Below are 21,781 nucleotides of genomic sequence, written 5' to 3' on the forward strand. Positions count from 1 at the left end.
ATTAATGTGGAGAAGGAGCTAATTATGTTTTTGGCTATTATTGCCATAATCCTGACCTTACTTTTAGTCATAGGCATTCATGAAGCAGGGCACGCCTTAGTTGCTCGTTATTTTCAGGTTAAAATTAAAAAAATTTCAATTGGCTTTGGTAAGCCATTATTGCGTTGGCAAAGTAGTAGTGGATGTGAATGGGTTTGGGCCATGTTTCCTTTAGGCGGTTATGTACAATTAGAAAACACGCGCATTAGCCCGGTGGAACCCGCCGAATATTCTGGATGTTTTGATAAAAAGCCTATTTGGCAGCGAATTACGATTTTATTGGCCGGAGCCGTAGCGAATCTTATTACGGCGTGGATTGCATTGGTCTTGGTTTACAGCATGGGTCTTTCTTATACCTTGCCACAAGTTAAAACCGTACAACCGAATAGTATCGCTGCTCAAGCAGGAATTGCGGTTGGTGATCAATTTATTTCGATTGGGAATAAGGCAACACCTACTTGGAATGATGTCGGAATGCAAATGGTTATCCTTTGGGGGCAAAAAGATATCCCGATGGTTTTAAGCCATGGCACTGAATTAAAAAACGTGACTATCAATTTGAGCCAAGTAAGTTTTCGCGGAACTAAGTTGAATTTGTTAAGTCAGTTGGGTATAGAGGCTAATCTTTCTGCACCCCGCGACACCTTGCGAGCTTCCTCTTTGGGCGCAGCAATGCATCAAGCGAATGCAGCAATCGCAAGTATGTTGTATTTCTTCTTAATGATTTTCAAACAGCTATTTACTGGAGTCATCCCATTTTCAATGCTTCTTGGACCTTTGAGTGTTTTTGCTGCTTCTGTTGCTTCATTGACGCAAGGAATTGTGGTCTTTATGTTTTTCATTGCTACGTTAAGCTTGGCTGTTGCCTTGGTTAATTTATTTCCTATACCTGGTTTGGATGGTGGTTCCATTGTCTATGCGGTGCTGGAAAAGATTCGTGGCAAGTCAATTTCGGTTGCGATGGAACTATTGGTGCATCGTTTGGTATTTATTGTGTTTTGCGTGATGTTGGTGCATTTGTTAATGAATGATTTGCAACGAATTTAAGACTGACTGTGGCCATATCTCATACGTAGCAACTGTCTTGAATTAAAATTCAGGACGGTTATTACGCATTGATATTAACCACTGCCCGTGCACAACACCATAAATCCACTTGCTCAACCCCGGCTTTTTTGAGCGTTAACGCAAGCTCGTTGGCGGTGGACCCTGTTGTAAGTAAATCATCAATTAAGGCGATATGTTGAAAGGGAAGTTTTTTGCTATTGAATGCATTACGTAAATTTTTTTGTCTTTGTTCTTTATCCAGGCTGGCCTGTGGTGCTGTATTTAGAGTTTTTTGACAACTGGTTAAATCGTAGGGAAGATTTAACTTTTTAGCTAAGTCACGTGTTAAAACTGCGGCATGGTTGAACCCTCGTTGTTTTATTTTTTGCGCATGCATTGGGACAGGAATGAGGCATTGGGGCAGATTACTGCTAGGTAAGCCGCTCAACATTAAGTGACTTAAAAAAGAATGAAGATAGAGTCCATTATGGTATTTAAATTGATGCAGCAATCCACGTAATGGTTCTTCAAACTTATAAGCAACATATGCCTGTGTAAATTGCGGGGGGTTTTTAATACAGCCACCACAGATTAGCGAGCCGGAATCAGCTAAAGGGGTTGCGCAATGCTGACATGTCAGGCCTAATTTAGGCATGAATTCAATACAACGCTCACAGACCGCATGATTACTTTTATGAAATTGACTGCAAAGTGTGCATATAGAGGGCAAACGTAAACTCTGTGTTACAATGAATAGTTTCTGGCGCACGCGTGTTGGATTCCATATTATATTGAATAATTTTTCCTGGTTCTCATAATGACTCGTACACATGAAATTAGCAAGGCATTTAACCAACATGCTGCAGAATATGAGCTTGCTGCGAAAGTCCAGCATGAAATTGGGACTCGTTTATTAGAGCGGCTCCATTATTTAAAAATGGCTCCCCAGCGCATTCTTGATTTAGGTTGTGGCACGGGAATTTTTTCACGCGAATTAGCACAGATGTATCCTAAAGCGCAGATCGTGGGTTTGGATTTGGCGCACTCCATGTTATTGCAAGCGCAGAAAAAACACAGCTGGCGACGTAAATGGCCATTAGTAAGTGCTGATATGAAGCAGCTTCCTTTTGCGACTGGAGCTTTTGATTTGGTTTTTGCGAATCAAGTAATTCACTGGGGAGAGTCTTTAGAGTTTGTTTTTCGTGAGTTGAATCGGGTAATGAAGCCCAATGCGTGCCTTATGTTCACCACCTTAGGTCCTGATACCTTCAAAGAATTAAAACATGCTTGGTCTGGTGCGAATGATTTTGCGCATGTGAATGAATTTCCTGACATGCATGATGTTGGGGATTGCCTTATGGCGGAGCATTTCTTGGAACCGGTTATGGATATGGAGTTGCTGTCTGTTCATTATGAATCTCTGCCTAAACTGGTACATTCTTTAAAAGCTCAAGGTGTAAAAAATATTAATTCAGGGCGCAATCAAGGTTTAACTGGTCGTGATTCGTGGAAAAAATTCGAGCAAAATTATACATCCTTCCAAACAGATACCGGGCGTTATCCTCTAACTTATGAGGTCGTTTATGGACATGCATGGAAAGGAGAACAACGAAAGACGGAGCAGGGAATTGAGACCTTAATTCCTATTTCACAAATTATCAGATCTAAGCGTTAATATTGCTTTAAGATATTGTTGATATAATTTAATCAGTTGAATTAAATTGGATCAGTTGATGCTTCATGACTTGGCGAAACAATTTAGGGTTTCTTTAATAAACTACTTAAAACAGCCCTCGAATAGTGAAAATCAAAAAGCGCTGACTGCCGCGTCCTTTGCCATTTACGCTGATGCAATCGCTAAGCGCGGTATGGAACCTGATAAATATATGGATTATATCGACGCAATGATTGCTCCAGCATTAAAAGATATTCGAATTCACCCATATGCTGGAACGTTATTGGATTCATTTGCTCACGATTTGTCTTGGTCCGATTTACGCAGTGAAAATCAGGCATTTCATGTTTTAACGCTTGCTTATCATCATTACCTATTAAAAAACTTGCTTGATCCGAATCAATTGGCGCAAAAAAAATTAGAACGCATCCAGGGTGTAATTCAGCAATTAGCCGCTGAAAATAATCCTTATACAAAAGAATTAGGCGCTGCCTATGGGAAATTGCAGATGCTGGTTAACGAGTATGCCCAACAGTCTCCACAACAACAATTTACTAATCAGGCTATATTTGAGCAAAAATTACATAGCGTTTGTTTGCGACATAAGGCAGCTATTGAAAGTGATGTACGTATTAGAACAGTGGTTTATGATTTTTTAGCGACAGTCTCTAGTTTTATTCTCTTTATCGGAAAAACAATTTCAAATACGTTCCATAATAAAAGTAGATTTTTCCAGGATGTTTCTGCTCAACCGACTAGTATCTTAGATAATTTTTCTATTACTGCTCCCAATGTTGAGAGCGAACCGGATGATGAGGGACAGGACTCTACTCCTGGAATCTAATCCTAAGTTTTAGTAGTTGACCAGACTCTCGAAATTATTGCGGCCAAGCTGCAGTAATTTATTGCTCTAAGAATTATTCTCCCATGAAAAAACATGCAACGTAATAAATGCTATGATATTTTCAATGATATTCTTTGGTGAAGGGAGTCACGATGTCTACGCAAAAATTACATGCGGGTGAGCGCAAAATCATATTTTTAGCTTCTTTAGGGGGAGCGTTGGAGTTCTATGATTTCATCATTTACGTTATTTTTGCACCGATGATTAGCCAGATTTTTTTTCCTGAAACGGACAAACTGGCTTCCTTAATGAAAATATATGCAATTTTTGCGATTGGTTATTTAATTCGCCCTTTAGGGGGAATCGCGTTTAGCCATTTCGGTGACAAATATGGCCGTAAAAAAACATTTATTTTTTCTGTAGCATTAATGGCGGTGCCTACAGTGATTATTGGACTTTTACCTACCTATCAGCATGTGGGCGTGTGGGCTAGTGTCTTACTCGTGCTGATGCGTATTTTACAGGGCCTTTCCATTGGCGGTGAAATTCCTGGAGCAATTACCTTTACCTGCGAGCATGTAAATCCACGCTTTCGAGGATTAGCCTGTGGAGTAATTTTTTGTTTCCTCAATTTAGGTATATTTTTAGGTGCAGCAATTAGTTTACTGCTAAGCAATTTGTTAACAAAAGAACAATTATTATCTTTTGGTTGGCGTATTCCATTCATTATTGGTGGTTTACTTGGGGTATTTAGTTTTTACATTCGCAAACAAATGACTGAAAGTCCTTTATTTATGGTATTTAAGGAGCAGCAGGAGCGAGAACGAATCCCCTTTATTGAGGCCATAACACGTTATTGGCGGCAAATAATACAAGGAGTAGGCATCACCAGCCTTGGCTCAGTCGTCATCAATTTATTATTTTTATATATGCCTACCTATCTTTCAACAATTCTTTCTTATCCCAAACAAGAGGCGAGTCTATTTAATACAATCAATTTATTTTTCTATTCATGCTTGCTGGTCTTTTTTAGCTGGCTTGCGGATCGTGTTGGACGTAAAGCCGTATTATTGACTGGAGCAATAGGTTTCATTTTATTTGGCTATATTTTATTTTCAATTTTATCGATACAAACAACTCAGGCATTGGTTAGTGCTTTATCCATATTAGCTATTTTAAGTAGTTCAATTATGGTTTATCCAAGTTTGTTGGCAGAGCTTTTTCCAACATCCATTCGTTATACGGGCATTGCTATTTCATATAACATTGCTTTTGCTTTTTTTGGCGGCTTAACCCCACTGATTGTAACTTATTTAGTAGAGTCCTCTGCTAATGTACTGGCTCCTAGCTTTTACCTCATTTGCAGCGCCATACTGTGTGCAGTCGCTGCAATTACAATTAAACAGCTTTATGCAGAAGGAGTTGACCGTAATGACCGTAGCTTATAGCTTACCACTCATTCGAATAATCACTAGGTATTGATTCCAGATTTTGTTCTCTTATTTGTTCCGTTCCTGGATCATTTTTACGTATAGTTCCCCTCATCAATGGATCGCGTGGGTTAATATAATTGATGTTTTTATAAGGGGAGGAGTATGCGGTTGTTGGGTTTTCGTCAGTATAGCTGGGTATATCAGCGACCACATAAGTTTTTTTTCCGGGGTCGATTACGAAACCATTTGAATCAGTGGTGGCACAGTTCGTGAGCAACAGCATTAGACCCAGACTGCCTAGAGTGAGTTCCGTCTTTCTCATACAATGCTCCTAAAAGACAAGCCCATAATTGTATAATTATAGTACAGTTGGTGTGTTCTGATTGGTACCTAATTCTCTTTATGCTATAACTTAAAAAATTCTGGAGGAGTTACTCAAGGAGTACCAATGAGCGATCTCATGATTAAAGCTCAATTATCGGATTCAAAAGATTGTCCTGTGTTTTCCACAAAACCAGTCCATCAAATGATTAAAACACGCCAGGCTTTATTAGGAGAAAAACTAATAATTAGCCGTGCCTTACCCACTCGCGAACGTCGTATGATAGGGGCGTGGTGTTTTCTCGATCATTTTGGGCCTTTACGCTTGCAGCAAGGACATGAGTTTGATGTTGCACCGCATCCACATATTGGCTTGCAAACATTTACTTGGATGATGGATGGAGAAATTCTGCACCAGGATAGTTTGGGATCCAGGCAGCTAATCAAAGCCAGACAAGTAAATCTCATGACAGCAGGGCGTGGAATTGCTCATTCAGAAGAGTCAATACATTCGGGAGGAGCATTACAGGGAGTACAGTTATGGATTGCTTTGCCTGATTCAATGCGGCATATGGAGCCTGATTTTAAGCATTATTCCGAGGTGCCAGTAATCGAACATGAAGGATTAGTTATTGATCTTATGGTTGGTGAATTATTGGGGGTTAAAGCCCCGGTTTCAGTTTATTCGCCGCTTATTGGATTGGATATTAATGCGACAAAGCCCGTGCACACTAAGCTTCCATTGAATCCCGGTTTTGAATATGGGATTTTGCCGCTAGAGAGTGAGATTAATATAGAAGGTACCTTAATTGATCAGCATAAGTTGCTCTATCTTGGTTGTGGGCGCACTGAATTAGAACTTAATATTACTGACAAGGCGCGTTTATTATTGATTGGGGGAGAACCGTTTAACGAAGAAATACTTATATGGTGGAATTTTGTTGCGCGTAACAAGCAAGAAATCATCGAGGCTACTAATAACTGGAATAATCATACTTATTTTGAGGAAGTGCGGGGGTATGTAGGAAAGCGAACTGCTGCTCCGATAATGCCGTAATTAGTTGGCCCTGGTCCGAAGGACATGTTCTAAAGGAATTGGCTGTGCTCATGGCTTCCGGACGCTACTTCTAAATGTTGGACCATAGGCACAACCTACAATTATTCAGCGGCAGCTACTTTTGTTAAATCACTACGCGCTTGCAATATGCGCGTCAACGAAATCAAATCACCTGCTTTATCACCAAACAACTGGAGCTCATCTAAGGCTATTTGATAATGACTATTTATTTCTGCTTCTAATTTCTCTTGAGTATATAAAGAGGCAAACGTAATTTTATCATTAGCTAGATCAGAAGAACGTCCTTTGCCTAAAAGTTCTGTTGGTGCATAACGATCCAAATAATCATCTTGCAACTGGAATACCAGACCAATGTGGCGAGCATAGGATCTTAATGCTGCTTTGCTTTGCTCAGTCGTAGAATTATCTGCAGCTAAGACCATTTCAATACAAGCAGAAATAAGTCGGCCAGTTTTCAGATGATGTATTTCACAAAGGAGCTCTTCACTAATCGACGATTTACCTAATTCGGATAGATCCAGGCTTTGTCCACTCACCATTCCTGTAACACCGCTGGCTCGAACTAATTCTTGAGTGATGGCTATTACTTGGGCTGGGGGGAGGAGCTGGGATAAATGAGAGAGAAGCACTTCGATTGCTAGCGCTTGCATTCCATCACCCACTAAAATTGCAGTAGCTTCATCAAAAGCTTTATGACAGCTGGGCTTGCCGCGGCGAAAATCATCGTTATCCATCGCGGGTAAATCATCATGAATTAAAGAATAACAATGAGTTAATTCTACTGCAGCAGCAATGACATCAAGAACCTGGAGGTCTAAATTAATTAAACTACCGGTTAAATAAACAAGGATGGGTCTAATTCTTTTTCCACCAGGAAATAGAGAATAGGTCATTGCTGTATAAATTTGTTCCGCAGGTATCGATACTTCTTTAGTAATCTGCGTAAGAAATTGCTCTTGGCGTTCGAGATAGGTTTTAATCACTTAATTCTTCATCCGAAAAGGGTTCTGCAGAGGATTGTGCAGTAGTTAGCATTTCAATTTTTTGCTCCGCTTGCTGTAATACATCCTGACAGCGTCTGGCTAAGCTGATTCCCTTTTCAAATTGTTTTAGCGAGTCCTCAAGAGTTAATTCCCCTTTTTCCAGCTGTCTAACAATTTCCTCTAATTCCCCTATAGACTGCTCAAAGTGGATGTCTTTGCTCATAGACTTTGCCCTGTTTGTGCAAAAAGTTGTAATTATACATTGAGTTGTTTTCTGGATTCAATCATTAAATTAAAACTCAATGTTGGCGCTGAGTGCGGTGCCAAGATGTAGGAATTTTTTTAGAGTTCAGCTATGATGCCTGCACATTAATCAAGGTCAGTCACTATGAAAACCAAAACCCAATTTGTATGCAATCAATGTGCCGCAGTCTTTAAACAATGGGCTGGACAATGCACGCAATGCGGGGCATGGAATTCAGTCGTTGAAGAAGGTGTTGTTCCTGCCAGCCGCAATGCTCGCGGGGGCTCTTGGGTAAATCAGCGTTCAGTTATTACGGCTGTAGAAGATGTGGTGATGGATAAAGAAGTCCGTATGGATTGTGGATTATCTGAACTAAATCGTGTCTTAGGTGGCGGTCTTGTTTATGGTTCGGTAGTGCTTATTGGGGGTGACCCAGGAATTGGCAAATCAACCCTACTGTTGCAAACCTTAGCTAATCTTTCCATGCAAGAAACCGTATTGTACGTTACTGGTGAAGAGTCTTTGCAACAAGTCGCTATGCGCGCTAAGCGTTTAAGTCTTCCCTTAGCAGGCCTAAGACTTTTAGCGGAAACACAGGTTGAATCAATTATTGCTCATACGCAAAAAGAAAATCCTAGGATTATTGTTATTGATTCCATCCAGACTATTTTTACCGAAAGTATCAGTTCCGCTCCGGGAGGGGTTAGTCAGGTACGTGAGTCTGCTGCACAATTAGTACGCTTTGCCAAAATGACTCAAACTGCAGTGTTTTTAGTAGGTCATGTTACCAAGGAGGGGGCCTTGGCAGGTCCGCGGGTTTTAGAGCATATGGTTGATAGTGTTTTATATTTTGAAGGGCAAAGTGATAGTCGCTTTCGCGTGATTCGTGCGATTAAAAATCGTTTTGGAGCCGTCAATGAATTGGGTGTATTTGCTATGACTGACAAAGGGTTAAAGGAAGTTGCTAACCCGTCTGCTATTTTTTTATCGCGCCAGCCAGAGCCAACCCCAGGGAGTGCTGTTATGGTTACTTGGGAAGGATCTCGTCCTATGCTTGTTGAAGTGCAAGCATTGGTTGATGAGGCGCATGGCCAACAATCCAAGCGAGTCACTGTCGGTCTTGAGCATAACCGTTTGGCCATTTTGCTTGCTGTTTTGCATCGTCATGGTGGAATTGCAACTTATGATCAGGATATTTTTATCAACGTAGTAGGGGGCGTTAAAGTTACAGAAACGGGCTCTGATTTAGCCTTGCTGGCTGCAGTAGTTTCCAGTTTACGTAATCGTGTTTTTGATAGCGAAACTATTATTTTTGGTGAGGTTGGCTTAGCCGGTGAGATTAGGCCTGTGCAAAGTGGCCAAGAGCGGTTAAGAGAAGCCGCCAAGCATGGTTTTAAGCGTGCGATTGTTCCTTTTGCTAATGCTCCAAAACAACAGAATGGTTCCATGGTGATTGAACCAGTAAAATATTTACATGAAGTTTTAGAAAAAATGTGATTATTAAGATAGAAGTAGTTGAGATATTACTCAATACCCCTTAGTATTGCCGCCATATAGCCTATAAGTGGTTAGGGCTGCTAAAAAGCACGTCATTGTGTCGAGATGACGTATCTATTATGAATTATTATATTTATTTTCTGATTTGATAAATTATTAGCAAGGGTAGTTGTTTTTTTTAAACACTGTATTAATATTGAACAAATCATGCTGTCGGGAATGGTTTTTAATGGGTGCTGCTTTTTATAACATTAAAGATATTATTTTAGGTCTTCCTTCTCATTCTGGGCATGAGGCGTATCTTAGTGCCCTACATAGACTTGATAATCAAAAAATCATATATAAAAAAAATAAATATGGCATTGCTTCTTTTTCTCGCTTAGAAGTAAGTTTCAGCCAGCTTGCAAAATTATTTTTATCTCCTGATTTAACGCCTTCACAGCGACTCGTTGTGGACGATGAGAATCAAGTTGTTGGGGTGGCGGTTCAGCATCTTTGTTATGCTGTTGAGAACAAAGAGGGCTTAGAACATGCATTCTATACCTTAAATAATCCTCACTCTAATTGTAAAACCACGAAGCATCGGATTTCAGATCTGGCAAAGATTCCTATATATTTCTTAGACAAATTACCGCAGGGTTTTTATGCCCAATTGCTTAAAGCAGAAAAAGCGGGGCAGTTAACTATTGATTATGATTCTTTGGCAAGTATCCTGGCAACCTCTTATACTATGGAGGAGGATGATTTGCATAAAGGGAATTTTGGTTTTTATCTGGTAGAAAAAGAAGGAAAGCCTCAAGTTGAGTTTTTTAAAATCGACCATGATTTGATGTTTGTGGATAGTATTATGGGATTCCACACTCGCAGGCCATTTCATTTATTTCATGGTCCTAGTGCCTTTGATATTTTTGCGGAAGACTTATTATCATTTCCAAATTTGAAGCGCTCAGCCAATTCGTATTGGCCTACAAAATTTGGTTATGTAGCCAATCCTTTTGATAATAAGGAATACCATAATTTTGCCGAAATATCTGCTTTTTCACGCTTGGCAACAACTCCTGCATTTATTCGTTCAAAGTGGAAAACCTTTTTTAAACATTGTTCTATTCCAAGAACGTTAATTGAAACGACTTTAAATGAATGTGCCAATATTCAAGATTCAGCTGATCGTGCCCATATTGCTTTAATAACCCAAGCTATGGTTACTCGACTTGCACATTTACGAGCCGTATTATTTTCAATCAAAGAATTTCGTGATTTTGTTATTAGTATGAGTGATGAGGAAAATGATGAACTCCTGCGTGAAATTATTCCCACCAATGATGCATTAGAACCGCAAATCACACAAACATTAGCGCGATTTCATACCCTATGTGCTGAAAACGGCTTTGCAGAGGGAGATACGCCGTTACATGCCGCGATTAAATTGGGTGAGTATCGTTATGAAGAATCCATACGCATGTTTGGTCAATTTATTAATGTAAAAAATAAAGAAGGCAAAACACCTTTGGATGTCGCTTTGGATCAAGTTAATGCATTTGCCCCTGATGTGGAAAGCAATGTGAGTGTTGATATGCGATTTGTGATGAGGCATTTGTTAGAAAATGGGGCACAAAAGACAGAGACATTTAATCGCGCAGGATTAGATCACGAAATCAAACACTATGTTTTTGCAAACCCGTTTAAAACGAACATCGCAGCCACAACCTCTTATACTGATTTGCAACAGAATTTAAGAGATATTGGTGAGGCGCATCAGTTTTGTCTGAAATATAAAAAGAATATGGCCATTGACTGTATTAGGGAGTGGATTGATGTGAGAAAGTCTCATCCTGACTTTCCACAGGAGTTAGAGCAATTAAAACGAGATGTGAATGGTCAGTCCTCCGAGGCGGAGGCCGCACCATTAAAATACCTTCGCCAGTTACGAAGTCGATTATGGATTGTGCGTCAGCTAAGAGGATTATATGGTTTGACCTCAACGCAGATGGAAATTAATCAACTCATTAATCAGACAAAGAATGAACTTAACCCTCAAGGGTCGAGTTACTTTTCATTTTTCAGCGGGGTTAACTCAGGTGCCGCGCCACAGCCTGACGCGACTAATTTGCCATCCACCTCAATGAGTTTGCATCTCTCCTAGGCGGAATGGATAGGTATGACGACAGCGCGCATAACCTTCGCCTATTTTTCTGGGATCATTGTAAAAGGCATAATGAGTTGCATTATATTCGCAGCAGGGTATTGAGCTGATAAAGCAACCACGCTTGGCATTCCAAACATAACCTCGGGGAGTGAGTTCCAGAGTTCTGCCATCGTAGCAAATATAACGCGGTTGTGATGGTGTATTTCCTACAATGCATCCTTGCGCATGAACAAAATTTGCCATGACTAATAAACCCAACAGAATAATTCGCATTAAATGACCCTAAACTTGCTATACTAAATATAAACTTAATTCATCTTATACCAAGTATTCAATAAAAATGAGGCTTTTCTAGTAATTTAAGGTTAAATTAATAATTTAAGTTTAAAATGAATACATAATGGTTTTCGGAGTGTGACTATGGCTAAAAATAAAGAGTTGTGGAATATGTTGAATAACCCACAATGGGCTAGTTTAGATGAACCTGCCAAGACGAAATTATTAGCTGCATTTGATGATTTATTAGCCGTAGATCCTAAAGACACTAACAAGTTCATGGCAGCGGTAGCTGCACATGCAGAGACCTGGGACATTTTTGATGACGCTGAAGAATGGGCGAATTCTGGTTTCGGTCTTGTCCACTATGATGCCTGGGAATATTACGAGTCAGATGATTTTTTAAATCCAAGGGATTCATTTAACTTTGTTAAGCTCCATCAAGAGGCAGCTGCCCAGCGCGTTAAACTTAGTTTGAATACAGTGGACGATCGAGATGTCTTGTTGGGAATTATGCAAAACAATTCCGATACCTTAAGAGAATATCTTGCAGGTATTGAACCTAAGATTGCAGTGGGAGCTGGTTGGGATCCGAAAAAACCGTCAAAAGATAATGTTTTAACTGATGAGGCTTTAGTCGATATTCAACAAGACGCAGTAGCTCGTTGGGTTTTATTGGCAATAGAAGATGTGGATCTCGATGTATTAGAGCGATTAATTGCTAAAACGGCTTTTGATTTTGATGATGAAATAAAAGCTTTACCTGGCTTTCCTAACGAGCAGGCTGGTCTGATCGAGAGGGAGCGCATCTGGGGCTTAGTGGAAGAACGAGTTCGCGCACGTCAAAAAGAATTATCAGTGGTCGCTGTATTTGATGATTATACCCAATATTTTAATGATCTAAGTGACGCCGAGGTTTTGCGGATGGCGCCTCTTTTGATGGCAGATGAAGCCAATTTCCGCACTGATTTGCCTGATGATGCAAGCCCATATAGCGCTCATAAAGGCGATCTAAATTCTGATGATGTTAATGCGCTTAGAGAGCAGTTAGGCGAACGTTATTTGAAGCTGGCTGTAGCTCGCCGTATCCAAAGGGGTGAGGCTTTGGATCAACTATTTATGGCGGACACAGACGTTGCGTTTCGCGCCGAATTAAAAAAACTGTTCCCTGCTCATGCTTATATTGACCAAGTGGCTACCCCGCAATTCATGACCGAATGCAAAAAGCAAATGGCTGCGCAAATGATTTCAGTTATCGCCCAAGAAATCAGAGGGCACGGGGAGGATTTTAATGAGTTGATTGCTCTAGCATCTCAATCTGACGATGCGTTTAAAAAGGTTATAAAAGACAGAAAAACCACCGATGCTGCTCTTACCGAAATTTTTCCTGGTTTGGATCTAACCGATGAGACTGCAAAAAACCAAGCGAAAGAGCAAGTATCTAATATGGTAGATGCTCTTTTTGCTGGTGAAAATCGAGAAAAAATGGATGAGATACGCCAATTGGCGCGTACTAGAGCGTTCGAGCGGGTGGTGGCATTTGTTGCTGGTGTACCCGGACCCGGAGCACATAAGAGTTTGGTTGATGCGTTTTCCAATATGAGTGTCGAGGCGCAAGAGAAATTACTGCTTCGAAATGACCGCGACCAAGAACGAATGGCTATTATAAAACACTTAGTGAATGCGCAGGATATAAGTGTGCTTAAACACTATATGCCTGAAGCAGATGAAGCTGATTTACAAGCGGTATTAGACTCTTCTGCACAACGTGCTTTATCGAAACAAATTCAGAATCCTGGAATTTATAAGGTATTGGCTGCCAGATATCCAGTTGACTTAACCGAAGAGCAAATTGAGGAGATCAATGCGACGTTGGCAAGGAAGGATTGGAATGATGAAGCCAGTTATATACAGATGGTTGCTGAGATAAAGGTTATTTGTGCTGTTGCAGGAGCGGAGCATGAAGTGGCATTTAACCGAGCCTTTGGACTTGCCGATGATGGGTTAACTAAAAATGATACCCATGGATTTGCCAAAGCAATCCATGAGCATAATAAAAAGTATCAAGAGCTCTTTAATGCATATCAGGATGAAGATAGTGCTATTAATAAAGATTTTTTGGGAGCTATGCTGGCCCTTCCTCTTTCACAGGGCACTCTTCCTCAAAAACCTGAAGCATTTATGGCTTTGCAAAGGCAAGTATTAAACTTTGCCGACCGAGAACTTTTTATCGATGTATGTGTTAGTATGGGAAGTACAGGATTAACAGAAACAGCGAAAAAGCAATTTAAAGCATCTTTAGATCAAGCAATCTCGCCCACATTGTTTCATCAGATGCAAGCTGATCTCGTAAAAAATGCGTGCACGGAGCAAAGACCTGAAGAGGCAATAAAGGCAGTAAGCAACGTAGAAAAAATCTTAGCGAAAATGCAACAAGCTCAAGAAAAGATTGGTAAGCATCTTGATAGCGCAAAGTTTGTTTTTGATGTCAAAGAAATACATATAAACAATCTTCATATTAGAGAACAAGAGAAAAAGTCGAAACCAGGAGAAAGTTTAAGAGAAAAATACGCGGCTTTGGCAAAAAATTGTGACGCCAAAATGGACGAGCTAAGACATGATCATGCTCGATTAAAAAGTATGATTGATGCTTTACCTGATTCGGTTGAAATAGCTCAAGCCACAGTAGGAGCTAAAGTTGAGGCATTGAAAAATAAATTGCAGACTCAACTAGCTCAAATTGATCAACAATTAGAGAAATATGGGCAAATAAAAGAGCGCATTGAGGGCCCTGATGGTATCCTCGATATGATTCATCGAGTAAAGCAGCGTCCTTATTGGTTTTATAATCGTGCCGAGATTACCAGCGGAGTTGTTACTCGGGATGAATTAAGCGCATTGGCTATTCAAGAAGGTGGGGTCAATCCAGATAATAGTCAGAGGGTCGCTATTGATAGCCAAGATCCAGGTGCAGCAGCTAAGTTTCAACTTGCAGATCCGCTAGGAAGTTCGCAAGTACATTATTTTGATATAGTTCAGAAACGCCCACAGACGAGTGATCGGAGCCAGATAGTTACAATTGAAAGTCGTTTTACTTATGATACGAGCAAAAGCGTTCCCACAACAGCTACAGATCGGGGAATACATAGAGCGAATGCTGGATGTGTTACTGTTGAGAAATTCCCGGATTATCAAGAAGGAAGTCCAACAGACCCTGTACTGCTTGAAAAAGCGAAAGTTGATTATGCTATGGTAGTGGCCACTCAGCTTCTTGCTACGATGGATAGACCACCAAGTAAAGATAACCCTCTGCGTTTGCGTGGAGCAAATGAAGAACAATTAAAGTACATATGGACTGCTTTGGTTGTTCTTGGTGAAAAGACACCTAATATGAAGTTTGGTCCAGATGCAATCAGAGTGGTTAATGACCATATCTTTAATCCGAAAGCTCAATTAGGCTGGGGATGGAGTAACTTTTCTAAAAGCTCTCTTTATGAAACCGTGTTTAAAAAACATAGTGAGAGTGTTAATTCAGCAATTGAGGCATCAAAAGAGCATGCTTCTGATCGCTTGAATCGAAAAGGAACGCCTAAGTCTGAAGAGCAAATGAAAGAAACAAGCCAGCTTTATAGAAGCACCGTAAATACGAACAGGGAAGAGAGGGTAAAAACACACGGGGTGTCCGCAGAGACGGAAGCGGAACAGGAAAGGCGTCCTAGTTCTCATTCTTAATCCTATTTATTCAATTTCCCGCGGTTTGGCCGCGGGATCTTAATCTAGCCGTAAAATGCCGTAATTGTTGTGAGTTCTAGCCTGAGTTGCTATTTCTATACTATTCTAGCTAAAATGGACTTATTTTGGCCTAAATAATAAAGGGGATATAATTGGATTCTAATCAATTAGCTATTGGGGTATTTGATTCAGGGATGGGGGGACTGACCGTTTTACGTGTATTGAAAGAATGCTTACCTCAAGAGTCATTTATTTATTTAGGTGATACTGCTCGCCTTCCTTATGGTACCAAGAGCCCGGATACCGTAAAACAATATGCGATGCAAATGGCGAAGTTACTTGTAGAGCGGCGAATTAAAGCCTTGGTAATTGCTTGTAATACGGCAACAACTGCCGCGTTGCCTTATTTGCAATCCATGTTGCCTGATATGCCCGTGCTCGGGGTGGTTATGCCAGGAGCTCAAGCTGTTGTTGCTGCCACCAAAAATCAGCGTGTTGCTGTTTTAGCTACGGAAACGACGATTGCGTCTAAAGCATATCAAGAGCTTATCGTACAACAGTTGCCTGATGCTGTAATTAGTACACGTGCATGTAGTGTTTTAGTGGCGTTGGCAGAAGAGGGAATGACGGATAATCAGGTAGCTCGTGAAGCGCTAAAACATTATTTAGATGGTTTTAAGGATGAAGACACCGTATTGCTTGGCTGTACGCATTTCCCAGTATTTAAATCATTATTAACCGATTTATTGCCAAAAGGGGTTACTATTGTTGATTCGGCCCATGCAACGGCCCATTCATTGTGCGCTTTACTGGAGCAGAAAAAATTACTTAATGATTCATCTGCGGCTGCAAGCGTTAATTATTTAGTAACTGATTCAATTAAACGCTTTCAGTCTGTTGGTGAAATATTTTTAGGAGAGACTCTAAGTGCCGCAGACATTGAATTAGTCGACGTGCGTTAATGACCATAGCAACCGTCCTGAATTTTAATTCAAGACAGTTGCTATGGTCGCTGTAGCTAGTGTAACGAAGCCAATATTAGGGCTAACAAAAGATACAGTAACCCGTATTTTCATTAGATTGCTTATGAATACAAGGATAAATTAACAGCGCATTTTGTAATAGGCCATTAGCATCTTCCCATAAGCGAGTATCATTATTCTTGACTGACGCTACATTCCGCAGCAAATTAACACAACTAGCCTGTTGTCTGTTGATTATTGCCTGGGCGAAGAATGAACCTTTAGGTGAGGTTGGTGATGCATCAACACAATCCAAATCCACAATATAGCTAATCAACATTGGTAATTCTGGTTGATTTAACAGATAAAGCAAACTGGGCATGTTCGGATGAGATAGTAAATTTTCTTCGCAGAGAAGCTCTAAAAGCAATTTTAATAAGTCAGCATTAGCCACAGTGAGTTCAATGGCACTTACTTTTTTAAGGACAGACTGATGCAAACAAAAAAGAGTTTCTTCTAATTTAGCATTCATAATACAACCCCAGGAGCAAATCATTTAATAATGAGTTATTCTTCCCTGGGGGGACGGCTCATTAAACTATTAACAGCCTCTTTAACACTAACGTTCCCTTGTAGCAGTGCGTTAATATGCTCACAAATGGGCATTTCAATTCGGTTTTGTTGGGCTAGAAAACACACTTGTGCAGCGTTACTTTTTCCTTCTACAACTTGACCAATTTGTTTCTCTGCTTCACTTATACTGGTATTTTTGCCTAGAAGCAAGCCAAAACGACGATTACGAGATTGATCATCTGTACATGTTAATACCAGGTCGCCTACACCTGCTAATCCTAGGAACGTATCGGCGTTCGCACCTAAGCTTAGGCCTAAACGACTCATTTCTGCTAAGCCGCGAGTAATCAGAGCTGCTTTAGCATTTGCCCCATAACCTAAACCATCACTAATCCCACAACCAATCGCCAATACGTTTTTAACCGCACCACAGACTTGTAAGCCAATTAAGTCGTCGCTGAGATAAACACGAATATTATTATGATGAAGTAATGCGCGAATACTTTTTTGAAACGCTAAATTATTTCCGGCAAGAGTCAATGCAGTTGGCAAAAAACGAGCTACTTCTTTGGCAAATGACGGGCCACTAATCATGGCAACTGGTAAATCTGGGCCAAAACGTTGTTCGACTAATTGGCTGAGTAGTAAATGGCTTTGGGGATCAATTCCTTTAGTAATCCAGGCCAGGCCTTGAGCTGCCGTAGGTTTATTGATTTTAGAAAGAATCTCGGCAAATGCATGGGAAGGAACGGCAACAATGACATGGTCTGCCTCGCGCATGCATTGGCTTAAATCATCAACCGGAATTAAAGTCTGCGGGAAACCAATATCAGGTAAATAACGAGAATTAGCTTTTTCTTTAGCCATAAGGGCTACGTGCGCAGGGTTATGCGCCCATAGCAAAACACGATGCCCTATCTGGGATAAATGAATTGCAACAGCGGTGCCCCATGAGCCGGCACCTAATATGGCAATAGTTTTTTTATCCATATGTCTTAGTGAGTAGTAGATTCTTCTTGAGTTTGGGCGCTTTGTTGTTTTTCTGCAAGTTGTTGCATGTACAAAGCATCAAAATTAATTGGCGCTAATACGAGTTGTGGGAAGCTGCCACGAATAACTTGTGATGTAATTGCTTCACGAGCATAAGGGAATAGAATGCTTGGGCAGAAACTATTAAGCAAATGGTCTAACTGCTCAGTTGGAGCGCCTTGAATAGTGAAAATACCAGCTTGTTTCACTTCAACCAAGAATGCAACTTCTTTTTGGTTGTTTACAGTAGCAGTTACGGTTAAAACTACTTCGAAAACACCAGCTTCTAATTGGTTTGACGTAGTATTAATATCAAGAGTTAACTCAGGTTCCCATTGTTGTTGGAATACGGCAGGAGTATTTGGCGTTTCAAAGGATAAATCTTTAACATAAACGCGTTGGATCATGAATTGAGTTTCAAGGTTTTGTTGTTCTTGGTTTGCTTGTTCAGCCATGATGTTTCTATCCTCTTAGTAATTGATCTAATTTTCCCTGAGCTTCCAGGGCATGCAAATCATCGCAGCCACCAACATGATGACCATTAATGAATATCTGAGGTACTGTATGCCTGTTACTTTTTTGCATCATTTCTTCACGAAGTTCGGGCTGTAAATCCACACGAATTTCTGTAAATGCAGCATTTTTCCTGTTTAGAAGGTCCTTGGCTCTGATGCAGTAAGGACAATAACCGGTGGTATAGATAATAACCTCAGCCATAATTACTTCCCTTTTACGATGGGCAAGTCAGCATTTAGCCAGGCATTCATTCCACCGTTGAGTACCGAAGGTTTATAACCTTGAGCGCTTATTTTAGTTGCGATGGCTGGAGATTGTAAGCCACGTTCACAAACTAAAATAATGGGTTGATTTTTGTACTTATCCATTTTTTGTTGTTCGAAATCGTCATTTTTAGCATGAATTGCGTCAATGATATGTCCTTTTTTAAAGGCTTCTTTGTCGCGCAAGTCGATTACTACGGCATTTTCGTTATTGATTAGATCAACTGCTGCTTGTGGTGATAGTTGTTTCGCTTTTTTCTTTTGTGTGATTAATTCATTAAGGAAAGTTAGAAATAACACGATGATGAAAAGGAGCCACAGTTGCCAGTGATTTGTAATAAATTGACCTAATTGTTCCATGTTGTACTCATGATTTTTAATAATGAAGCGAATTATCCTCAGAATACGGTGTTAACGCAAGTAAAGGAGTTTGTTTCGCAAATTTATAGCTGATTAATGGGGATGCGTATAAAAAATTCAAGTGTTTAGAGCCTGTTTCTTTTTAATAACACATAAACAGCTCCCGTCCCACCATCTTTGGGCTGAGCGCTATGAAAGGCAAGCACATCATCTAATTGAGGTAACCAACGGTTAACTAAATTTTTAATAACAGGCGGTGCTCCCAGATGACCACCTTTGCCGTGAATAATTAAAAGGCACCGTTTGCCATTTTCTGCTTGGCTATGAATAAATCGGCACAATAAATCGCGTGCGTTATCCGCTTTTAATCCATGTAAATCTAAACGACCTTCCCAGGGGATCTTGCCATTTTTTAGTTCTTTGAAACGCTGATTAGTTAATCCCGATTGAGCATAAGACAAGGTGGTTTGTGACAAAACCGTCTCTTGGATGGTATCTGATAAATAATATTCGGTTCTTTCTTCAATTATGGGTTCTATTCTTTTTTTCCGTGGAATAGGGGGCTTGGAGACTGATTCGGTCTTTACCCGCTTGCTCTTTTCATTTAATGGTTTGACGCTACGCATGTGTTCGCGAAACAAGGCTTTGTCTTCATCAGACAGAAAGTCATCAACCATTTTTATCAATATTTGAGAGTTATGCCTGAAGTATACTTAAGATCCTTCAAAATGCCAGATTTACGAGGTACAATCTGTATCTTTTCTGCATAACAGCCACATCCTAGTAACATGGAGTAGGAATGAGTAATTATATTCTTAAAGAAACGGAAGAATTATCAACAGTTTTGGATTTTTTACGTTTTAGTTTGTCTTGTGCTATTGACGCACAATTGTATTATGGCCATGGCACAGACAATGCCTGGGACGACATGCGATCTTTAATATTGAGAAGTTTATCTCTTCCTTATGATATTGATCCGATGCTATTAAATGGTCGCCTGACGACTAGTGAAAAAAAATTCTTATGTGAACAATTGGAGAAACGAATTAATCAACGTGTTCCTGTTCCTTATTTAATTAAAGAAGCTTATTTTTGTGATTTGCCATTTTATGTGGATGAGCGCGTATTAATTCCTCGCTCTCCTATAGCTGAATTGATTAATCAGCAATTTACTCCTTGGATTGAGGCGGACAAAGTTGGCCGCATATTGGATTTATGTACGGGAAGTGGTTGTATTGCCATCGCTTGCTGTTATGCCTTCCCTGAAGCTCAGGTTGATGCAGTAGATATTTCTAGCGAAGCACTGGCCGTTGCTGCCATCAATTGTGAAGAGCTTGGTGTTGACGAGCAACTTACTCTAATTGAATCGGATTGTTTCGCCAAAGTGCCTAAGGCCCGCTATGATTTAATTGTGAGTAATCCTCCTTATGTTGGTAAGGAAGAAATGCAGACCTTACCGGATGAGTTTCGACATGAACCAGTGTTGGCTTTAGAGACAGGAAATAACGGTTTGGCCATTGTAGAAGACATCTTAAGAAATGCTCATGAATACCTTAGTGACCATGGAATTTTAGTTGTGGAAGTGGGTAACAGTGAAGAAATACTAAATGATGCTTATCCACATGTTCCATTTACCTGGTTGGATATGAGTCATGGCGGGCAAGGGGTGTTCTTGTTAACGAAACAGCAATTGGACGAATACTTCAATGTCAGGTAATACCTTTGGAAGCTTATTTACCGTCACAACCTTTGGTGAAAGTCATGGCCCGGCTATTGGGTGTATTGTCGATGGTTGTCCTCCAGGCATGGAATTACGCGAGGAGGATATCCAGCCTTTTTTAGATAAGCGTAAACCGGGGCAGTCTAAATACACCACGCAACGGAGAGAAGACGATAAGGTGCAAATTCTTTCCGGTGTTTTTGAAGGAAAAACGACCGGAACACCAATTGCTTTATTGATCCCAAATATGGATCAGCGTTCACGTGATTATGAGGAAATAAAGGAGCTGTTTCGCCCTGGTCATGCTGATTTTACTTATCACCATAAATATGGCCATCGTGATTATCGCGGCGGCGGACGTTCTTCCGCGCGTGAAACCGCAGCTCGAGTTGCTGCTGGTGCGATTGCGCGCTTGTATTTACAGCGCCATTTGCAAGTGGAGATTGTTGGTTATCTGGAGCAAATGGGTGATTTAGTCTTGCATTTTGATCATGAGCAGGAAATTAATAATAATCCATTTTTCTGCCCGAATAATCAACAGATTGAAGCACTGGCAGAGTATATTGATCGTTTGCGTCGGCAAGGTGATTCGGTTGGTGCCCGAGTTAAGGTTGTTGCCAAAAATGTGCCGGTAGGCTTGGGAGATCCGGTATTTGATAAACTGGATGCGACCTTAGCTTTTGCTATGATGTCGATTAATGCAGTCAAAGGTGTTGAGATTGGGGCAGGTTTTACCGCGGTTAACCAGTTAGGTTCTGTTCATCGCGATCAAATGTCAAAAGAAGGTTTTTTAAGTAATAATGCGGGTGGAATTTTAGGTGGGATTTCTACTGGGCAAAATATAGAAGTCAGTATGGCTTTAAAACCCACCTCGAGTATTACCACTCCAGGCAAAACAATGAATGTTTCTGGCGAAGAGGTGGCTGTTGTGACTAAGGGGCGCCATGATCCCTGCGTGGGAATTAGAGCAGTGCCTATCGCTGAGGCAATGATGGCATTAGTGCTGATGGACCATTATCTACGGCAAAAGGCAATACAATAAA

At 40.5% G+C, this 21,781-nt stretch carries 22 protein-coding genes; 11 read left to right on the plus strand and 11 right to left on the minus strand.

Annotated features, from left to right (window positions below; genetic code table 11):
* The first annotated feature begins 24 nt into the window (after positions 1–24).
* Complete coding sequence (locus J2N86_RS04390) at positions 25–1,086, plus strand: M50 family metallopeptidase (RefSeq protein ID WP_252581159.1); 1,062 nt, start codon at positions 25–27, stop codon at positions 1,084–1,086.
* Between the two features lie 61 nt (positions 1,087–1,147).
* On the opposite strand, the gene J2N86_RS04395 is transcribed toward J2N86_RS04390, so the two are convergent.
* Positions 1,148–1,855: a ComF family protein gene (locus J2N86_RS04395; protein WP_407658969.1), complete on the minus strand. Its 708-nt coding sequence runs from the start codon at positions 1,853–1,855 to the stop codon at positions 1,148–1,150.
* 48 nt (positions 1,856–1,903) lie between these two features.
* On the opposite strand from J2N86_RS04395, the gene bioC reads away from it, so the two are divergent.
* The 3 genes from bioC to J2N86_RS04410 all read left to right on the plus strand — a co-directional run bounded on the left by bioC (position 1,904) and on the right by J2N86_RS04410 (position 5,053).
* Positions 1,904–2,761: a malonyl-ACP O-methyltransferase BioC gene (bioC, locus tag J2N86_RS04400; RefSeq protein ID WP_252581160.1), complete on the plus strand. Its 858-nt coding sequence runs from the start codon at positions 1,904–1,906 to the stop codon at positions 2,759–2,761.
* A gap of 58 nt (positions 2,762–2,819) precedes the next feature.
* A complete protein-coding gene (locus J2N86_RS04405; protein ID WP_252581161.1) occupies positions 2,820–3,605 on the plus strand; it encodes a hypothetical protein in 786 nt (261 codons plus the stop codon).
* 152 nt (positions 3,606–3,757) lie between these two features.
* Complete coding sequence (locus J2N86_RS04410; protein ID WP_252581162.1) at positions 3,758–5,053, plus strand: MFS transporter; 1,296 nt, start codon at positions 3,758–3,760, stop codon at positions 5,051–5,053.
* 1 nt (position 5,054) lies between these two features.
* Here the strand turns inward: J2N86_RS04410 and J2N86_RS04415 are convergent, their stop codons facing one another.
* The gene (locus tag J2N86_RS04415) at positions 5,055–5,360 is read right to left on the minus strand and encodes a hypothetical protein (RefSeq protein WP_252581163.1); all 306 of its coding nucleotides are present in this window, start codon (positions 5,358–5,360) and stop codon (positions 5,055–5,057) included.
* A gap of 126 nt (positions 5,361–5,486) precedes the next feature.
* Between J2N86_RS04415 and J2N86_RS04420 the strand changes: the two genes are divergently transcribed.
* Positions 5,487–6,416 (plus strand): pirin family protein, encoded by a 930-nt coding sequence (locus tag J2N86_RS04420; protein WP_252581164.1) that lies wholly within the window; start codon positions 5,487–5,489, stop codon positions 6,414–6,416.
* Positions 6,417–6,517: 101 nt separating this feature from the next.
* Here J2N86_RS04420 and J2N86_RS04425 read toward each other — a convergent pair whose 3' ends face one another.
* Both J2N86_RS04425 and J2N86_RS04430 read right to left on the minus strand, forming a co-directional pair.
* Positions 6,518–7,420 (minus strand): polyprenyl synthetase family protein, encoded by a 903-nt coding sequence (locus J2N86_RS04425; protein ID WP_252581165.1) that lies wholly within the window; start codon positions 7,418–7,420, stop codon positions 6,518–6,520.
* A complete protein-coding gene (locus J2N86_RS04430; RefSeq protein WP_058533571.1) occupies positions 7,413–7,643 on the minus strand; it encodes an exodeoxyribonuclease VII small subunit in 231 nt (76 codons plus the stop codon). Before J2N86_RS04430 ends, J2N86_RS04425 begins: the two co-directional genes overlap by 8 nt.
* Positions 7,644–7,808: 165 nt before the next feature.
* Here J2N86_RS04430 and radA point away from each other — a divergent pair, with 165 nt between their 5' ends.
* Positions 7,809–9,161, plus strand: coding sequence for a DNA repair protein RadA (gene radA, locus J2N86_RS04435; RefSeq protein WP_252581166.1), 1,353 nt, complete (start codon positions 7,809–7,811; stop codon positions 9,159–9,161).
* Between the two features lie 229 nt (positions 9,162–9,390).
* Positions 9,391–11,304, plus strand: coding sequence for a Dot/Icm T4SS effector AnkK/LegA5 (ankK, locus tag J2N86_RS04440; protein ID WP_252581167.1), 1,914 nt, complete (start codon positions 9,391–9,393; stop codon positions 11,302–11,304).
* Here ankK and J2N86_RS04445 read toward each other — a convergent pair.
* Positions 11,281–11,580, minus strand: coding sequence for a hypothetical protein (locus J2N86_RS04445; RefSeq protein ID WP_252581168.1), 300 nt, complete (start codon positions 11,578–11,580; stop codon positions 11,281–11,283). The genes ankK and J2N86_RS04445 overlap by 24 nt on opposite strands.
* A 147-nt stretch (positions 11,581–11,727) precedes the next feature.
* Here J2N86_RS04445 and J2N86_RS04450 point away from each other — a divergent pair, with 147 nt between their 5' ends.
* The gene (locus J2N86_RS04450) at positions 11,728–15,315 is read left to right on the plus strand and encodes a hypothetical protein (RefSeq protein WP_252581169.1); all 3,588 of its coding nucleotides are present in this window, start codon (positions 11,728–11,730) and stop codon (positions 15,313–15,315) included.
* Positions 15,316–15,467: 152 nt separating this feature from the next.
* Positions 15,468–16,277, plus strand: a complete 810-nt coding sequence (gene murI / locus J2N86_RS04455; RefSeq protein ID WP_252581170.1) for a glutamate racemase — start codon at positions 15,468–15,470, stop codon at positions 16,275–16,277.
* An 82-nt stretch (positions 16,278–16,359) separates the two neighbouring features.
* On the opposite strand, the gene J2N86_RS04460 is transcribed toward murI, so the two are convergent.
* From J2N86_RS04460 to J2N86_RS04485, 6 genes are all read right to left on the minus strand, one after another.
* Complete coding sequence (locus J2N86_RS04460) at positions 16,360–16,809, minus strand: hypothetical protein (protein WP_252581171.1); 450 nt, start codon at positions 16,807–16,809, stop codon at positions 16,360–16,362.
* A 35-nt stretch (positions 16,810–16,844) separates the two neighbouring features.
* The gene (locus J2N86_RS04465) at positions 16,845–17,840 is read right to left on the minus strand and encodes an NAD(P)H-dependent glycerol-3-phosphate dehydrogenase (protein ID WP_252581172.1); all 996 of its coding nucleotides are present in this window, start codon (positions 17,838–17,840) and stop codon (positions 16,845–16,847) included.
* Between the two features lie 5 nt (positions 17,841–17,845).
* The gene (secB, locus tag J2N86_RS04470) at positions 17,846–18,334 is read right to left on the minus strand and encodes a protein-export chaperone SecB (RefSeq protein WP_252581173.1); all 489 of its coding nucleotides are present in this window, start codon (positions 18,332–18,334) and stop codon (positions 17,846–17,848) included.
* Between the two features lie 7 nt (positions 18,335–18,341).
* Positions 18,342–18,596: a glutaredoxin 3 gene (grxC, locus tag J2N86_RS04475; protein ID WP_252581174.1), complete on the minus strand. Its 255-nt coding sequence runs from the start codon at positions 18,594–18,596 to the stop codon at positions 18,342–18,344.
* 2 nt (positions 18,597–18,598) lie between these two features.
* Positions 18,599–19,018 carry a rhodanese-like domain-containing protein gene (locus J2N86_RS04480; RefSeq protein WP_252581175.1) on the minus strand — a complete coding sequence of 140 codons (420 nt, stop codon included), beginning with the start codon at positions 19,016–19,018 and terminating at the stop codon, positions 18,599–18,601.
* 125 nt (positions 19,019–19,143) lie between these two features.
* Entirely contained in the window at positions 19,144–19,695 is a 552-nt protein-coding gene (locus J2N86_RS04485; RefSeq protein WP_252581176.1) for a Smr/MutS family protein, read from the minus strand.
* A 122-nt stretch (positions 19,696–19,817) separates the two neighbouring features.
* Between J2N86_RS04485 and prmB the strand changes: the two genes are divergently transcribed.
* Both prmB and aroC read left to right on the plus strand, forming a co-directional pair.
* Entirely contained in the window at positions 19,818–20,735 is a 918-nt protein-coding gene (gene prmB, locus J2N86_RS04490) for a 50S ribosomal protein L3 N(5)-glutamine methyltransferase (RefSeq protein WP_252581177.1), read from the plus strand.
* Positions 20,725–21,780, plus strand: a complete 1,056-nt coding sequence (aroC, locus tag J2N86_RS04495) for a chorismate synthase (RefSeq protein WP_252581178.1) — start codon at positions 20,725–20,727, stop codon at positions 21,778–21,780. The genes prmB and aroC overlap by 11 nt, the downstream gene beginning before the upstream one ends.
* Position 21,781 lies beyond the last annotated feature (1 nt).

The organism is Legionella lytica (assembly GCF_023921225.1).
In the GTDB taxonomy this organism is placed as follows: Bacteria; Pseudomonadota; Gammaproteobacteria; order Legionellales; family Legionellaceae; genus Legionella; species Legionella lytica.

Bases quoted from the DNA above. Each gene is read 5' to 3' on its own strand.
- J2N86_RS04480 (WP_252581175.1), bottom strand. From the start codon at position 19,018: ATGGAACAATTAGGTCAATTTATTACAAATCACTGGCAACTGTGGCTC.
- J2N86_RS04420 (WP_252581164.1), top strand. From the start codon at position 5,487: ATGAGCGATCTCATGATTAAAGCTCAATTATCGGATTCAAAAGATTGT.
- J2N86_RS04465 (WP_252581172.1), bottom strand. From the start codon at position 17,840: ATGGATAAAAAAACTATTGCCATATTAGGTGCCGGCTCATGGGGCACC.
- J2N86_RS04390 (WP_252581159.1), top strand. From the start codon at position 25: ATGTTTTTGGCTATTATTGCCATAATCCTGACCTTACTTTTAGTCATA.
- grxC (WP_252581174.1), bottom strand. From the start codon at position 18,596: ATGGCTGAGGTTATTATCTATACCACCGGTTATTGTCCTTACTGCATC.
- aroC (WP_252581178.1), top strand. From the start codon at position 20,725: ATGTCAGGTAATACCTTTGGAAGCTTATTTACCGTCACAACCTTTGGT.
- J2N86_RS04445 (WP_252581168.1), bottom strand. From the start codon at position 11,580: ATGCGAATTATTCTGTTGGGTTTATTAGTCATGGCAAATTTTGTTCAT.
- J2N86_RS04485 (WP_252581176.1), bottom strand. From the start codon at position 19,695: ATGGTTGATGACTTTCTGTCTGATGAAGACAAAGCCTTGTTTCGCGAA.
- secB (WP_252581173.1), bottom strand. From the start codon at position 18,334: ATGGCTGAACAAGCAAACCAAGAACAACAAAACCTTGAAACTCAATTC.
- bioC (WP_252581160.1), top strand. From the start codon at position 1,904: ATGACTCGTACACATGAAATTAGCAAGGCATTTAACCAACATGCTGCA.
- J2N86_RS04460 (WP_252581171.1), bottom strand. From the start codon at position 16,809: ATGAATGCTAAATTAGAAGAAACTCTTTTTTGTTTGCATCAGTCTGTC.
- ankK (WP_252581167.1), top strand. From the start codon at position 9,391: ATGGGTGCTGCTTTTTATAACATTAAAGATATTATTTTAGGTCTTCCT.
- J2N86_RS04405 (WP_252581161.1), top strand. From the start codon at position 2,820: ATGCTTCATGACTTGGCGAAACAATTTAGGGTTTCTTTAATAAACTAC.
- radA (WP_252581166.1), top strand. From the start codon at position 7,809: ATGAAAACCAAAACCCAATTTGTATGCAATCAATGTGCCGCAGTCTTT.
- J2N86_RS04430 (WP_058533571.1), bottom strand. From the start codon at position 7,643: ATGAGCAAAGACATCCACTTTGAGCAGTCTATAGGGGAATTAGAGGAA.
- J2N86_RS04410 (WP_252581162.1), top strand. From the start codon at position 3,758: ATGTCTACGCAAAAATTACATGCGGGTGAGCGCAAAATCATATTTTTA.
- prmB (WP_252581177.1), top strand. From the start codon at position 19,818: ATGAGTAATTATATTCTTAAAGAAACGGAAGAATTATCAACAGTTTTG.
- J2N86_RS04450 (WP_252581169.1), top strand. From the start codon at position 11,728: ATGGCTAAAAATAAAGAGTTGTGGAATATGTTGAATAACCCACAATGG.
- J2N86_RS04415 (WP_252581163.1), bottom strand. From the start codon at position 5,360: ATGAGAAAGACGGAACTCACTCTAGGCAGTCTGGGTCTAATGCTGTTG.